Source organism: Paenibacillus sp. FSL H7-0690, from assembly GCF_037980415.1.
GTDB classification, from domain to species: Bacteria; Bacillota; Bacilli; order Paenibacillales; family Paenibacillaceae; genus Paenibacillus_AQ; species Paenibacillus_AQ odorifer.
Genome location: NZ_CP150281.1, coordinates 3,335,421 through 3,351,386, shown reverse-complemented (window position 1 = coordinate 3,351,386; position 15,966 = coordinate 3,335,421). Strand labels below are relative to the sequence as shown.

The 15,966-nt window shown below is 44.0% G+C and carries 13 protein-coding genes; all 13 read right to left on the bottom strand.

The window, feature by feature from the left end; translation table 11 throughout:
• Window positions 1-188: 188 nt before the first annotated feature.
• Window positions 189-1,079, bottom strand: a complete 891-nt coding sequence (locus MHI32_RS14830; protein ID WP_339174258.1) for a hypothetical protein — start codon at window positions 1,077-1,079, stop codon at window positions 189-191.
• Between the two features lie 213 nt (window positions 1,080-1,292).
• Complete coding sequence (locus MHI32_RS14825) at window positions 1,293-2,213, bottom strand: zinc ABC transporter substrate-binding protein (protein ID WP_340012636.1); 921 nt, start codon at window positions 2,211-2,213, stop codon at window positions 1,293-1,295.
• A complete protein-coding gene (locus MHI32_RS14820; protein ID WP_036677866.1) occupies window positions 2,210-3,052 on the bottom strand; it encodes a metal ABC transporter permease in 843 nt (280 codons plus the stop codon). The genes MHI32_RS14825 and MHI32_RS14820 overlap by 4 nt, the downstream gene beginning before the upstream one ends.
• Window positions 3,045-3,788: a metal ABC transporter ATP-binding protein gene (locus MHI32_RS14815; protein ID WP_280753002.1), complete on the bottom strand. Its 744-nt coding sequence runs from the start codon at window positions 3,786-3,788 to the stop codon at window positions 3,045-3,047. Before MHI32_RS14815 ends, MHI32_RS14820 begins: the two co-directional genes overlap by 8 nt.
• Window positions 3,789-4,026: 238 nt before the next feature.
• Window positions 4,027-5,829 (bottom strand): alpha-L-fucosidase, encoded by a 1,803-nt coding sequence (locus MHI32_RS14810; RefSeq protein ID WP_340012634.1) that lies wholly within the window; start codon window positions 5,827-5,829, stop codon window positions 4,027-4,029.
• Window positions 5,823-6,989 carry a glycoside hydrolase family 88 protein gene (locus tag MHI32_RS14805; RefSeq protein ID WP_076190378.1) on the bottom strand — a complete coding sequence of 389 codons (1,167 nt, stop codon included), beginning with the start codon at window positions 6,987-6,989 and terminating at the stop codon, window positions 5,823-5,825. The genes MHI32_RS14810 and MHI32_RS14805 overlap by 7 nt, the downstream gene beginning before the upstream one ends.
• Before the next feature lie 47 nt (window positions 6,990-7,036).
• A complete protein-coding gene (locus MHI32_RS14800; RefSeq protein ID WP_312148503.1) occupies window positions 7,037-8,068 on the bottom strand; it encodes a glycoside hydrolase family protein in 1,032 nt (343 codons plus the stop codon).
• A 16-nt stretch (window positions 8,069-8,084) separates the two neighbouring features.
• Window positions 8,085-9,284, bottom strand: a complete 1,200-nt coding sequence (locus tag MHI32_RS14795) for a glucuronate isomerase (RefSeq protein WP_340012632.1) — start codon at window positions 9,282-9,284, stop codon at window positions 8,085-8,087.
• A gap of 59 nt (window positions 9,285-9,343) precedes the next feature.
• The gene (locus MHI32_RS14790) at window positions 9,344-10,906 is read right to left on the bottom strand and encodes an extracellular solute-binding protein (protein ID WP_076278459.1); all 1,563 of its coding nucleotides are present in this window, start codon (window positions 10,904-10,906) and stop codon (window positions 9,344-9,346) included.
• 209 nt (window positions 10,907-11,115) lie between these two features.
• Window positions 11,116-12,942 carry a sensor histidine kinase gene (locus MHI32_RS14785; RefSeq protein WP_076125645.1) on the bottom strand — a complete coding sequence of 609 codons (1,827 nt, stop codon included), beginning with the start codon at window positions 12,940-12,942 and terminating at the stop codon, window positions 11,116-11,118.
• On the bottom strand, window positions 12,942-13,967 hold the full coding sequence (locus tag MHI32_RS14780; protein WP_076276512.1) for a response regulator: 1,026 nt from the start codon (window positions 13,965-13,967) through the stop codon (window positions 12,942-12,944). Before MHI32_RS14780 ends, MHI32_RS14785 begins: the two co-directional genes overlap by 1 nt.
• Window positions 13,968-14,138: 171 nt before the next feature.
• Entirely contained in the window at window positions 14,139-15,002 is an 864-nt protein-coding gene (locus MHI32_RS14775; RefSeq protein WP_076184580.1) for a carbohydrate ABC transporter permease, read from the bottom strand.
• Between the two features lie 18 nt (window positions 15,003-15,020).
• A complete protein-coding gene (locus MHI32_RS14770) occupies window positions 15,021-15,914 on the bottom strand; it encodes an ABC transporter permease subunit (RefSeq protein WP_076190487.1) in 894 nt (297 codons plus the stop codon).
• Window positions 15,915-15,966 lie beyond the last annotated feature (52 nt).

Here is a 15,966-nt window from a genome sequence, read left to right as displayed (position 1 = left end):
TGAGCTAATATTAACTGAAGCATACATTTACATACATTTGCTCATTTTTTTATATCGGTTACAATATCACTTCCTAAGAAAATTTGATAGTGTTCTTACAGTAACATACGAAACAGGCGTCCTCATTTAAGAAGACACCTGTTTAAATTTCAGCTTCGTTTGACGAGTCATGGCAAGAAATTTGCGGGTTAACTCAACTTCTGCTGCAGTATAATTGCTAGCTCTTCTGCTGAATCCCACACAATAGGACGAATATCCTTAAGCTGTACAAAAAGTTTATCCGCCTCAATACTGTTTACGGTCCATAATACGGGTATGTTTAAACCAAGTGCATATCCCGCTGAAAAATACACCTCTGGGGATTGCCCCGTTAAATCTGCGATAATCAGTTTGCTTTCTGCGATTTGATCCAACTCGTATTTTTCGCCGTTTTGAGTTTTCGTATGTGTTAATAAGCGCGGCAGGAAACCACACTGTTCTATTTTGGGCAATAACTTCTCCAGCCATGTTGTAGACAAATTTTCTTCATCCGACACGAGCACGAGACAAGGTTTTAGTTTTTTACCTCCAGCGCTTTCCGCAGCTTCATTCCAGCCGGTTTCAGTAAGCTTAAAGGTCATGCCTTCCCTGATCAGAAGCTGATCACTTATCAACTTGTCTATGATGTATACCAGCTCTTGCAGATTGGGAGAATACGTCAAGTTATAGCTGCTAGAGAGGGGTTGAATGACAACCGCTTCCCCCGGGCCTTCAGAATGTCTATATAAATATTGCAGTAGACGGTTTCCTTTATCTTCAATGCTCACAGGTATTTTGGGTGAATTTACAATGGACTCTAAATCATCAGCACATATAGTGATCTTTTCATCACAATCAGTCAGCTCACGTATGTAAGCAGATACTACATGAAGCATGTCGCGTTTCTTTTGATGCGGGAGCGAATTAATGGGTTCGTAGCTGTCTCTACGTAGACTATAAAACCCGCCTGGTGAACAAGAACAGCCTATATATCTATCGTTATCGCCTTCTGGTTCAATGGAAACAATCTCATCACAGAACAAACAGTGTTTCTTAATCATGACAACTCTTCACCTCTTATTAAGTGTTAGCCTCTACCTTACCAAGATTTTTTTGAAAAGTAGACAAGAAGATATTTCCTGTAGCAGGTTATCCCAAGGCGTAAACGTATTATTTCGAGGCTCGAATGTAGATTTTATTCAATAAAAAACCGACATAAGAATCAGCTAAAAAACTGAATCTTAGGTCGGTTAATATAGGCTTGGAGCCGGCATTTAGGATTGTGATAAACCTTCTATAACTTTATCAATATTCCATTTGATCATCTTAATGTATGTGTCGCCCTCTTCGCCTTTCTTAGCTAAAGAATCGGTGAAAATCTTAGAGTGTATCGGTACTCCCGTTTCATTTGCGATAGTTTCCATTGTTTTTGGATTTACGCTAGTTTCCAGAAATAATGCAGGCACTTGATTTTCATCAATGATCTTAATTATGTTTTTCATTTGTTCAGGCGTTCCTTGACTATCCGTATTGATCTCCCAGATAAAAGCTGATTCAAATCCGTAAGCTTTAGAAAAATATTTGAATGCTCCTTCGCTGGTAACAAGGATACGTTTCTCTTGTGGAATTTTTTCGACTGCTTCTTTTGCATATTGATCCAATTCATTCAGTTTCTTAACAAATTCCGATTGATTATTAAGATAAAATTCTTTGTTGTCGGGATCTTTTTCGATTACACGTTTTGTGATGATATCTACATATTTTATTGAATTCTGTATATCCAGCCAGGCATGAGGATCTACCTGAGTTTCTTTGCCTTTTTCTGTTAGGTACATCGGAGATACTTCATCTGAGACTGCAAAAGCAACATCCTTTTTATTAGTCACATCTAGAAGATCTTGAAACCATCCCTTACCTGTTTCTAGGTTCAAACCGTTATAAAACACTAAATCTGCGCTAGAAACCTTACTTGTATCCTTGGGTAATGGATCGTACATATGCGGATCTGTTCCGATGGGTACCATACTGTAAACTTCAGCTTTCTCCCCTACAATGTTTTCGGTCATATCAGCGATAATGGAGTATGTTGCAACAATCTGCAGCTTATCATGGTCTGCATCTCCTTCACTAACCTTTGAGCATGCGGTAAGAAGTACGATAAACATTGTCAAAGAGAGTATTTTTATGGTCTTCATCCTTGTTTCAACCCTTTCCTGAAAAAATTATTTTTGGGTGAGATTATAAATGAAATTCCGAACATGCTTACGCCGACCAGAACAATCGTGGCACTTGTAGGTAAATTGAATTTAAAGCTTACAATTACACCTATAATCCCTGATACAGCGCCAATTGTAGAAGCCAGGATAATCATGTGGAACAGCTTATTCGTCCAGAGATAGGATGTAGCAGCCGGAATAACCAGCATTGCAATCACAAGCACAATTCCTACTTGAGATAACGAAGATACGGTAACCACAGATAGGAGCATCATCAATAAATAATGATAGAACCCTGTTTTTAACCCATAGGCTTTGGAAACAACCGGATCAAACGAACTCATTAAAAGCTCTTTATACAGCAATGAAATGATGGCAATAACAACAATCATAATAATAAAGGATTGCATTAACTCCGACTGTGGGACGGCCAGAATATTACCAAACAGAATGTGAGTTAGATCAAGCCCGCTTTTGGCAAAAGTAATTAGGACGATACCTAGCGCAAAAAATGAGCTGAGAATAATGCCGATAGAGGTGTCACTTTTAATATTGCTGCGACTTGTAATAAATTGAATGAGAACCGCTGCTAATAGTCCAAATAGTGAAGCTCCAAGAAGAATGTTGATTCCTAAGATATAAGATAATGCCACCCCGGGTAACACCGCATGTGATAACGCATCTCCCATTAATGACATCTTTCTAAGTACAATAAAGCTTCCTAAAACCCCTGATACAATTCCAAGAATGATAGCAGATAATCCCGCGTTAAGTGCATATATCGGAATGTTTAATACTCCTGAGAAATAATCAATCATGATCTGTCGCCCCCATCCCTTTGATCACCAGATTACCTAAGGAGGCACCATAGGCGCTGAGGATATTCTCTGGCGTAAAGGTGTCTTTAACGTCACCAAAAGCAATTAATTTCTTATTGAGAATGATGACTTTGTCAAAATATTCTTCGACCTCATGCAAATCGTGATGAACGATGAGTATGGTTTTTCCTTCTTCGCGAAGTTGTTTTAGCAGCTTTACAATGATTTTCTCACTGACTAAATCTATGCCTACAAAAGGTTCATCTAAAAAAAATACATTTGCTTGTTGTGCAAGTGCCCTGGCGATAAAAACTCTTTGGAGTTGTCCCCCGGACAGATTGCTGATTTGTTTATTCGCAAGATCACTTATATCCACCATCGCCATACATTCCTCGACTCTTTGCCGCTCTGTTTTTCCGGGACGCTGGAAGATTCGCAAATTAGGGTAAGTTCCAGTCAGCACTGTATCCCTTACCGTGATTGGAAAAGAAAGATCAATGTCATTCTTTTGCGGCACATATGCGATCTTCCGTTTGTACTCAGAAATATCTTTTCCCTCCACCATAACTGATCCTGTTCTCTTCTTTATCACCTCTAACAATGACTTGATGAATGTAGATTTTCCCGCACCATTTGGTCCGATAATTCCGATTGTATACCCAAAGGGGATATCAATATTTACATTTTCTAGTGCAGAATTACCGAAATAATCTACGTTTAGGTTTCTGATTTCAATCATAAAAAAACTCCTTATCTCTGTTAAGTTCATATGTAGCACTGTTCTGTTCATCCTGTTAATTTATTTCCCAATAGAAACAATGATTCCTTTGATCCAATTTGTTTCCTTAGGTAAACTTTTATTCTTATATACAATATATTTACCCGAGGGCAATATGTCAACAACATTCCTTAAATCAACAAAAAAAAGAACCCAAGTGATTTGAGTTCTTTTGCATTATTTCAATATAAAAATCTCATAGTTGCAGTAGTTTTAAACATCTAGGCTGCATCAAATAACCTCCTGTAATACCCTCTGCCTGCAATTGAATCGTATATTCTCCTGCCGTGGGGAAATACAGCTCACCTACTTGAAAGCTTTGAAAATTACTAACCCCATCAGTAGAATGAACTTTAGCTTGTAAAATTTGATCCGCTGCCTTGATGAGGTAGACTCCGCCACCACCATTCTCTCCTTCTTCGCTGCGATATTCGATACTAACCTGAAATCTTACCGGACCTAATGTCCGGACATGCCAAATTGCGGTATCCTCTCTATCCTTCCAGTCCAACAGATTATCATGGTCTTTTTTTCCTGTATCGTAACGGAGGGTTGGACCAACGATCTCACTTTCAAATACCCCTAATTCTTGTAAGGTATCTTCTCCAAATTCCAATAATCGGACTGGATTACCTTCTACAGGTTCTGCACAGACAATTGCGATGACCAGCGGCATGTTGTTAGAATTTTCGGCAAAGTTCGGTAAGCTGGGGAGTTCGACTTCCAGATCCTGCTCAGATAGCTTTGTGAAAATCAGCTCATCCCCTCCATCTAAAGCAAATACCTTTTGAACAGCGGTCTTCAGACCGGGGACGATTAGCTTATTTCTCTTCTTAAGATCGAAAACATGCAGATATAATGTGTTTCCTTTCAAAGTGCATCTGCCCCATGACGGTTTGGCTGTGGGCGATTCTCCAGCACCGTAAATGCTATCCCCATTGGTATTTAACCAATCTCCTACATCAAGCAAAATGGATTCGGATACCGGATCCCATTCCCCTGTTGCTGTTGGGCCGATATTGATTACCAGATTTCCATTTTTACTTACAACATCGATGATCTGGCGGATGATAGTTACAGGGGATTTCCAATGGTGATCGGATCTCTTATACCCCCATGAGTCGTTTAACGTAATAATATTCTCCCAGTACTTACCAAGGTTACGAGTCGTAAGTTGATTATCAGATGTATTTGAATAATCTCCAAGTGGTGCTTTCCATACTCTGCTATTGACCAAACATTCTGGCTGAATTGCATGAACCGCCGCCAAAAACGCTTCTCCTTGCTCACGGGTCAGTTTGCCTCCGCAATCAAACCACATTAAACCAACTTTGCCGTAGTCCGTCAGCAGCTCATGGACTTGAGGGATTGATTTGCTGTGCAAATATCGTTCAAAGCGGGTGCGTTTATCGGTATCATTTATCCACGTTTGAACGTCATCGTAAGCGCCGATATTCAGTGGATAATCCCAGGTATTCCCTTGAGAGTCTGGATCATGCCAATCCATCGCATGAGAGTAGTAAATTCCGAGTACCATTTTTTCCGCACGACATGCCTCCATTAGTTCCCGAAGGGGATCACGGCCCAATGAGGTGTGCTTGACGATCGAATATTCGGATACACTTGAGTCATACATCGCGAAGCCGTCGTGATGTTTAGCTGTAAAGATGATATATTTTAGGCCAGCACGCTTGGCAGTCCGTACCCACTTCATTGCATCAAAAGCTGATGGATTGAACGCTGCGGCCATTTCCTCATATTCAGCCACTGGGATCTTCGCGCGTAGCATAATATGCTCACTGTAAGAAGCTTGTATTTCTTTTCCCTTCCATTCACCCGCAGGCAGGGCATAAGGGCCCCAGTGAATAAACAAGCCGAGCCTGGCTTCCTGCCACCATTCCATACGCCGAGCCTGCTCATTATCTATCGGAGTTTCGACCGACTGTATACTATACGGATCATCGAGAAGGTTTTCTGTTGTTTTTCCGTTCCTTACCATAACTGAAGAACAGCTCCGCGGAGTTTAGATACAGCCTCGACGAAGAAATAATCGCCATAGATTAGTGGCGTATCAATGTGCACACCCCCTGGAAGATTGGATGTTCCAGAAAGAATCAATCCCTCCTCTTCCGGAATGTCCCAAGTCCCATAATTCTCATAAAGTGAGCGAACGATTTGTTCTGCGGCTCGCAGGTAAAAAGAGGCTTCCGCCTGTGGTACGATCTTTGCCAGCTCAATCAAGCCACATGCCGCACATGCACCAGCAGAGGTATCACGCGGCTTTTCGCCTGCATCAGGTGCCCTGAAATCCCAGTGAGGTACATGATCCTCCGGAAGATTAGCTAAGAAGAAGTGCGCAGCTCTTTTAGCTCCCGTTAGAAACTTATTCTCTCCGGTATAGTGAAAAGACAAAGTAAGACCGTAAATCATCCATGCGCTGCCCCGTGCCCAAGCGGATTCTTCCGCATAACCTTGGCCGGCCATAGCGCCGATTTTTTCGCCTGATTCCGGGTTGAACTCCAGAATATGATAACTTGATCCATCCGGACGTAAAAAATGCTCAACTACCGTTTCCGCATGCGCAGCGGCGATATGCCGGAAACGCGGATCCTCTGTAACTTCCGATGCCCAGTATAGTAAGGGCAGATTCATTACAGTATCAATGATGGACCATCCCGCCCGGTTTATCTTCTCCGTGTCATGCCAGGCTCTGATAAATGACCCTTTCAGGTTAAAGCGGCTGGCCAGTTGAGCAGCAGCCATCAACCCGCGCTGCTTGGAGCGTTCATTACCAGTCACTCGGTAATTGGCCAAAGCTGAGAGTGTCCATATAAAACCAGCATCATGATGTACGGTAAGGGCATAAAGAGGTTCATCCAATTTCTCTTCAATTTGCTCGGCGATTTCTTGCAGCGCCGGATGATTACCTTCTGCGGCAATTTGCCACAAAATACCCGGCCAGAACCCTGCTGTCCACCACGATGGACGCATGTTGTCGTATACTCCGCTCACGGAAGCATGCGGAAAACTAACACCAATTCGCTTACTAGTCTTTTCCACTTTATTTACAATTTGTTGCCAAGCGCCATCCGCCCATTCCAGAGTAGACTCCGAAATTACCAGTCCGCGAGTTTGTTGAGTTGGTATTACTTCACTCATTTTAGTTCCTCCTGTAAACACTGATGATATTTATGAAATTTAATTTCTTAAAGCGTTGTCCGTAGTGGAATGACCATATTCCAAGTGTGCTTCGCATTTCGAAACCCTCCCGGTCCATCTGCTACTGCAGCGAATAAATGGGTAGGGACCCCTTCCTGAAATAATAGGAACGGACGTTCAAAGCTGCCCATCCACTGCTCTGTGCCGTCCTCCCAGAGTACCCGCCGGGAATACGATTGGGTTGAATCAGCCAGCTGCCAGTCGGTTCCATCCGTAGATGATGCAAATATCCCACCGTGCTTTTCTCCACATATCCGGCCATCCATATCCTTGGCGATCATTTGGTACCTGTCCGTGGTCCGCCAGATAAATGGATCTTCAATATGAGACCGCTCTGCTGGAAACAGCGGTGCGTTGTTAATTACTTTATATGGCCCTTCGTCCTTAGATGAACCGGCAATGCCAAGCGTCATCTGTCCATAGGAATTGCCCTCATATTTGCGGGCTTTATATACCAATAGCAAGGAGCCATCTTCGCGGATACAAGGAGCCGGATTGGATGTGAGAAAGCTGTCGAACCTGCCCGGACGTGTAGGCAGAATAGGTGCGTCCATCCTTATCCATGGTCCGAATACACTGTCGGCTATAGCTAAGCCAACACGTTTGTTGGCACGAGCGGCAATCACCCGATAGTCGTCAAATTCCACTGTTTCATTAGGCTGCGGCTCAGCGAATGGATGAGTGGAACCCATATAATACAACAGATACTTATCACCATAACGAAGGATATGCGGATTATGGGTGCTTCGTCCGTCCCAGTATTCCGCTCCCCTTGCGGGTAGTACGGTTTCTTCGTACGTATAAGGTCCTTCCGCGTTATCGGCAGATGCGCGGACAATTTCTGAGCGGAGTAACCATCCCGGATGCATCGGCAGCCACTTCGGCCAACGGGATGCAAATAAATGAAAACGCCCATCCTCGCCACGCACAGCTGATCCGCACCACACCCACCAATCCTCCATGCGGAACCCTCCGTTCAAAGGAGCAGGCAACATTCGGTCCATCAATGAAAAAGTCATTTTCTCCCTCCACGGCTTATTGCTTTACATCTGTTAGTCCATAACGTTTAGCAGCACTGCCATGTAGCCATTCCGCCGCAATATTCAGCGCCTCCTCCCGGCTGATCCAGCCTTCCGCTATTTGACTTTCCAAAAAGCGCGCAAGTATTTTTTTAACGATCAGCAGCTTGCCATATGTCCATTCGATACAGCGCGCATCCGAGACAATGAGCGAACACTTGAGCGGGGCGAGTGCCTCTAACCGATACTGCATGCTCTGCAAATAGGTACTGGGTCTGAAGTTATACCACCACATCCCACCTACATGAACGTTAGGGAAATTCCATCCAGCCTGCACAATATCCAGGTTATTTAATTCTGAAGCCACCACCAGCTCAAACGGAATGGAATACCGTTCAAACAAACCATACAGTTTAACAATCCGTAGCGGATCGTTAACTGGCGCAGCCGATGTATTACACCATCTGCGTTCGACGCCGAGAAACAGCTGCAAGAACATTCCTCTTACTCGCAGTTCTGAACAGATATGATGAAGGAGCAGCATCATGATTTCATCCGGACCAGTTACGCTGCTAAGATTGTAAACATCATGAGCATTGGCTTCAAAGGCTGGCAACGTAGTCATGATTCCCGGACAGCCCATCGTCTGATATGAGTGCAACTGCTCGCTAATAAACTTTTTCGCTTGAGTATAAGCCGCTTCCCGGCTGGGATCAGAGGCATCTGCAATATTCTTTGCCAGCTCAGGCAGCCAGGAGTCAATTCGAGGAATCAGTAGAGCATTTTCTCTCATGTGTGCAAAGTTGGCATGCTCCGGACGGTTTACAATAAACCGCTGCACATGCAGACGGTCAGCTACGTTTTGCGCCCAGCCGGGATCGTTACTTTGCTGTTTAACCGTTATATCCGCTTTGAACACCGACTCTGAATCAGTGATGGAGATACCGTACAAATCTTTCATGATTGCTGTAAAAGCACGATTCATCATCGTATTACGGGAAGCGTGGTAAGCTCTAACAAAAGAGTCAGTCCGTTTCTCTTTCGAAAGTTGGTCCGCATCCGCCGGATATCCTGCTGACTGAAGCTCTTGGTTCAACCAGAAATAATCGGCTATTTCCCAGAAGTCAGCCGCGTTTAGCTTATCGCCGACGAGATGGGTATGTGTATCGATTACAGGCATACGCATGATTTCATCACACAAAGCAGTTTGACTCATCATACTCCCTCCTAACTGGCAGGAAGCCCTTCGAATGAAGAGGCTTCCTGAGAATCTTTCTATTTCCGGCTTTGCTGATTAAGGATTCCCTCATTATTTTTGTAGCGTTCTGTTGCTTCTTTTAAGATTTCTTCGCCGCCCTTTTGCTTATATTCCTCGATGACTTTTGGGAAATCACTAATCGGTTCTTTGCCATAAATCATTTTGACCATATGGTCTATGATCAGTTTTGGTGCCTGATCGGGACGTTTGGAGGCTAGATCAGGGAATTTGCTGAAAGACTCCAGATCAGGTACAAATCCGATGCCCCCTAAGCCTTCTTTACTCAGAGTTTCATCCAATGCTTTCAAAACATCTTTACCACCCGTAAGCAGCTCAGTTCGTTCGCGGTTGATTGTTCCGTCCCCTACCCAGCGCAGCTGTGTGCGGAATTTCTCTTCATCTTGGGCAGCCTTGTTCTCTGGCAGCTTATAATCAACTTTTCCGTCTTTTACCGTGTAATTCTCGCCTTCAATCCCAAAGCTATAGAAATTACTGGCTTCCGGGGTCTGCATCCATTCAAACATTTGGACAATCCGGGCAGCCTTTTCTTTACTGACCTTATTGTTGATATACAGTGAGGTATTGACCGAACTATACAAACCGTATCCTTTTTGTCCATGGTCACCGGTTGGCGACGAGATAATATCCACTTTCGCTCCCGGATTGGACGCGGCGATCTGGGTCCGGAAATCCAGGAGATTCTGCGCATTAGCTGTCCAAATCCCTGCATTGCCTGCAGCAATATTTTCACCATACTGTGCCGTTTGAATTGTCGCAAAATCCTTCTGAATGAGGCCTTCGTCATACATCGTCTTGTATACGTTCAGTGCTTTTTCCATATTCTCGGAATTATAAAATTTGGGTACGATCTCTCCATTATCCTCTGTAAACTGATAGCCAAGCGCGTCATATGCACCAAATGCGATATCAGCATACTTGAAGTTCTCACGCATCTGATAAGGAGCGCTCACACCGAGTTTCTTAAAAGCGCGCAGCACATTCAAGAAATCCTCAATCGTCACAGGTACCGGAAGGCCTGTTTTCTCCAATAAATCAGTTCGGATAAAAGTGGCACGTCGAGACGGATTGCTGAGCCAAGTCGGAATGCCATATATTTTTCCATCGTAGCTGACTTCATCCCATGCTTCCTGCGGGACAACCTTCATCAGGTTGGGCGCATTCTCCTTCAGCAGATCATCCAGCGGCATAAAAACACCAGCCTGAACCGACCCAGCCATCGATTTATCCGTAGCCCCTCCGACATTTTGTACGACATCCGGAATATCACCGCCGGCGAACATAACAGCCATTTTGGAATCAAAGTCCTTCAAAGGAATTAACTTAATGTCTAAATCGACATTCGCCCGTTTCTCTAACTCCTTGACCCACTTATCGGTGTTAATGTCTTTAGAACTTTCCGTGTAAGCGTTTCCGCTTGTGTTTAACGAAATACTAAATTTAAGCGGTTTTGATTCGCCTGCTGCATCGACATTACCGTCCGATGTTTCATTGCTTCCGCATCCTGCGACGAGACTTGAGACAAGCGCCGTGGATAGGATCAGACTAACCCATTTTTTCATCTGGATAATCCCCCTTATTAGTATAAAAAGGTATTTGGTTTACCTGTACCCATCATAAAGCTGTATCAACAGCACTCCCATGGGGTGGATTATTGTGGGATGTGTTTTTTTGTGATCGGTTATCGTTTTAAAAAAAGGCCATCCCCAAAAGTCCGCGGCTCGGACCTCAGGACAGCCTTTTGATCCTCGTTCTCTTCGGCGAGTAACGCCTATGCGTTAAGCACTTGATGTTCCTTCCTTCCGGAAATCGGCATTCTCATGATCATGCGTGTTCCGCATTCTGGACTGCTTTCTACGTCAACGCCGAATTCTTCTCCGAAGACAAGCTGAATCCGGCGATGAACATTTTGCACACCGATGCCGCCTGGGCTTCCTTTCCCTTCCTCCACATCGGCGAGTCGATTTTCGCTCAGTTTGAGGCGAAGTTCTTCAAGCCGCTCCGGGGTCATCCCGCTGCCATTATCCGTAATGCTGACCCAGAAGATATCGCCATCCTCTCCAGCATCAATCGTAATTGTGTGATAATCTTCAACACCATAACGAAAGGCGTGCTGGAACACATTTTCCACAAGTGGCTGTAAGGTCAAGCGAACCATTTTGCGCAGAAGCATTTCAGGCTTTATCCGCACATCGATTTCAAACGGCCTTCCGATCCGGTGATTGATAATGACCATATAATGGATGACATGCTTCAGCTCATTTGCTACGGTTATCTCTTCAAGATTGGTGCGCACCGAATAATGCAGCATGTAGGACAGGGCTCCGACGATTTCTGATATTTCATCTGAATCCTGAATTACTGCATAGCAGACCACCGTTTCGAGCGTATTGTATAAAAAATGAGGGTTGATTTGCAGCTGTAAGGATTGGAATTCGGCCTTCTGCCGCTCAGCTTCCATTTCCTTGTTCTTCAGTTCTGACTGATACACGGTGTCCACAAGCTCTGACAGGCGGGTTACCATCAGATTGTAACGAACGATAAGCCCAGTGACCTCATCCTGGCTTTTCGGAAGGGAGATTAATTCCCAATTTCCTTTTTCGGTCTGGCTCATTCCTTTCATCAGTATACGGATGGGTGTAGTAACGGACTTACCAAATCGGCTTGCCAGAAACAGCGCTATCATAAATGTCAAAATCGCGACAACAATAATATAATTCCGGATGGTAATTAGCGGCTTTTGCAGCTGAGTGTCTGGGATGGATACAACCAGATGCCAACCGGAATATTCCGCATTACGGCTGATATAAGATTTTTCCACGCCCTCTGCCGAACTGCGGAACATCGCCTCTCCTGCTTGCTCAATTTGCTTGCCAAGACTATCGGGAATCAACGTCCCTACTTTGTTTTGATCGTTATGATATTGAATCCTGCCTTCGCCATCTACGATAAAAAAATAGCTTTCGGGACCAAGATCGATTCCTTTCCATAACGTAGAGAGTTCCTCCGCTTTGACTTCGATGCCTACGAATCCTTTCATCTCTGGTGACTGAAGACCGCGAATGCTGCGGATTAAGGTCAACATCGGCGTTTGATCCCCACGGATACTGTAATTGATTACATTCAACTGTCCACTGACATCTGTATGTTCTTTGAAATACCGGATCTGTCTAGCGGTGTCTTCCTGTGTAAAAGATGGCGCTGAACCGCCATTATAATAATAAAGCGCATTCCCGGAATACCCGATAATATATAGGGCTTCAATCTCGGGATTGCGAATCCATACAGGTTCAACAATAGCATCGCGAATATCGGTCGTGTAGCGGTAATTTTCATATTCCTCACGATCTGCTGATAGATCAATATATCTTTTAACTCTCAAATCCGTTAGTAGCGCCACGGTCGACCGTTGATAGGATGAAATATAGAGATTGGTATGATGAACTGCATTATTTACGATCTGAATCATTTGGTTTTCAGTGCTTGACTGCAATTGCTTGGCAGAAATGCTGTAAAAGGAAATCCCCAGCGCTGACAGGGAAAGTAAGATGACAATGGTAAAATAAAATAGCAGCTTCCGGCTGAGGGTTGCTCTCATTATTCAATGCCAAACGAAGCACGGTATTCCGAAGGTGACACACCCACGAGATTTTTAAATGTCTTCGTAAAATGAGGATAATCCTCGTAACCTACATGAATCGAGATGTCACTGATTGTCATGGTGGGTACGGCAAGAAGTCTGCGCGCTTCCTCCATTCGTCTCCGGATCCGATAGTGTACGAAGGTTTCCCCCGTCATTTTTTTGAATAATGCGCTGAAGTAGGTGCGGGCAAGTCCCACCCGTTTGGCTACTTCTTCTAACGACACATCCTCAGCCAGATGTTTATCAATGAAAGCTTTTGCTTCTTCAACCGGGTCCTTATAGTTGCCTTTTCGAGTAAGCTGCAGCTCCGCAAGTATACCGTTTATTATCGCGACAAATGCTAACATCGTTTCTTTTTTCGTATTGGCGGCTTTCACATCTCCACAGCACCGGGACGGAGGCTTCCAGCCTCGGCGTTCCAAGCGATCTACGATCATTTGCAGACAATCATTCAGCACTGCATCCATGCTAAAGACGTTCAATCCTTCAAATAAACCCGACGTTTCTCTTTCATCAAGCAGACGGTTTGTCTCATCACGTTGCAGCAGCCAGATGTGTTGTTCCAGCTGTTCGGCCCAATCCACGTATTTATGAACAGGAATAATGCTGCCTGTCATGCCGGATATCAGTTCTCTCAGCATATCATGCACATCCTGCTGGAGAACCGGCTTCAGTAAATACCGTTTAACGCCATAGGCCATTGCTCGTTGTGCATATTGAAAGTCATTGTACCCGGAAATGACTGCCACCTGGACATGACTGTAATCACGGTGAATTCGTTCACATAAATCAAGGCCATCCATCCGCTTCATGCGCAAATCTGTCAGCACTAAATGCGGTTCTAGCTTTTGGATCGTTTCTAAGGCTGCTTCGCCGTCGTCGGCTGTATAAATCGCGGTGAATGAGACCGGATAACGCTGGACCATCTTCACCAATCCTTTTTGAATGACAGGCTCATCTTCTACAATCAATACTCGCACTTGTATCAAATCCCTTCCGGAATGGAATCAGAATCAGTTGTCTTGTGGTATGAAATTGATTTGAAGTTGCGATTATTGGCAACGCTTCCATTTTTGAGTTTGGATTATATCTTACCATATTTTGATAAGCAGATGTCTGTTTCTTTTAAAGGATGATGCAAGCTGATTGATTTAAGACTTAATAGATCCGATTAACATCCCTTTGATAAAATACTTTTGCAGAAACGGATACACGATAATAATCGGTATGACGGAGACGACAATAACTGCCATTTGCACACCTGCCGGAGATACTTCATTTACGTTTTCTAATAAGCTGCCCGCTTGCCCAAGGTCGTTACTCAGTACGATTTCCCGAAGCCGCAGCTGAAGTGGATAAAGCGCTCGTGTATTGATAAAATACAACGCCGATGAATAAGAATTCCAATGGGATACCGCGTAAAACAAGCCCATAGTTGCCATAACTGGTTTGGACAAAGGAAGGATGACGCTCCACATCGTGCGCAGCTCTCCCGCTCCATCCATTCGCGCGCTATCTATCAGCTCAGTAGGCAGGGCTGAGAAAAAAGAACGCATGATGAACAGGTTATATGCACTGATGGCCGATGGGATGATTAATACCCATAAAGAGTCGATCAAGTGCAAGTTTTTGATGACCATATAGTTCGGTATGAGCGGAGCGTGAAATATCATCGTAATTAGGATTAAAATCAGAACTCCTTTGCGCATCGAATATTCGGATCTGGATAAAGGATAGGCCAGTGATGCAGTTAAAATCAGATTAATAAGCGTTCCGACAACTGTAATAAATATACTTACCATGAAAGCTCTCCAGATGGAGGTATCCCCAAGAATAACTTGATAATTCATGAGCGTCCAATCTACAGGGAATAGCTTAACCTCGCCTGCATTAATGGCATGAGTGCTGCTAAATGATTTGGCGAGCACATGCAGCAGAGGGAAGACCATCAAGCACCCGACCAGCATCAGAAACATATAGTTGAAAACGTCAAATAGGCGACCTTTATTTTTCATTTACTCTTCGACTCCTTTCTAGTAAAGTCCATCCCCTGATGCTTTTTTACTAAGCGTATTCCCGATCATGACTAGCAACAGTCCGACGACCGATTTAAAGAGGCCTATAGCTGTTGTATAGCTGTATTGCTGATCAATAAGACCCACTCGGTATATATAAGTATCGAGAATATCTCCATTGGTCTCATTAAGCGAATTGATAAATACAAACACTCGCTCAAAGCCAAAATCAAGGAAGTTACCGATATGAAGCAGGAACATAATCATGATAGTAGGCAAGATCGTCGGGATCGTTATAGATAAGGTTTGTTTCCAACGATTTGCTCCGTCAATCCGAGCCGCTTCGTACAGCTCAGGATTCACAGCAGCGAGTGCGGCTAAATAAACAATAGTTCCCCATCCACTGTCTTTCCATATGCCTGTTCCAACCAGGATGGTACGAATATACGAGTCCTCGCCCAGAAAATAAACGGAGTCGAGCCCAAAAGTATTTAAGATCTGGTTCACGATACCTGTCGTTGGGGACAAAATGCCAATCATAATCCCCCCAATAATGACCCATGAGAGAAAATGGGGCAAATAAACGACGGTCTGCAAAATCCGTTTATAGAAAGCTTTTCTCACTTCATTAAGAAGGAGGGCGAATATTATGGGAACCGGAAACGCAAAGACCATATCATATAGGCCGATCAGGATAGTATTTTCAAGAATTCTCAAAAACTCTGGATAGGTGAACATCCGCCGGAACTGATCAAGGCCAACCCACGGACTGCCTGTAAAACCTTTGAATATGTTGTAGTTTTGAAAGGCCATGATGGAACCCGCCAAGGGTAAGTATTTAAATACGATAAAAAAAATAATGCCTGGAAGTGAAATGAGATATAGCGCCTTATATTTGCGCAAATTGGTCATTCGTCTTTGGAATGGGGAAAGATCTGGCCTGCTCGCTGGCAATGCGGCTGGC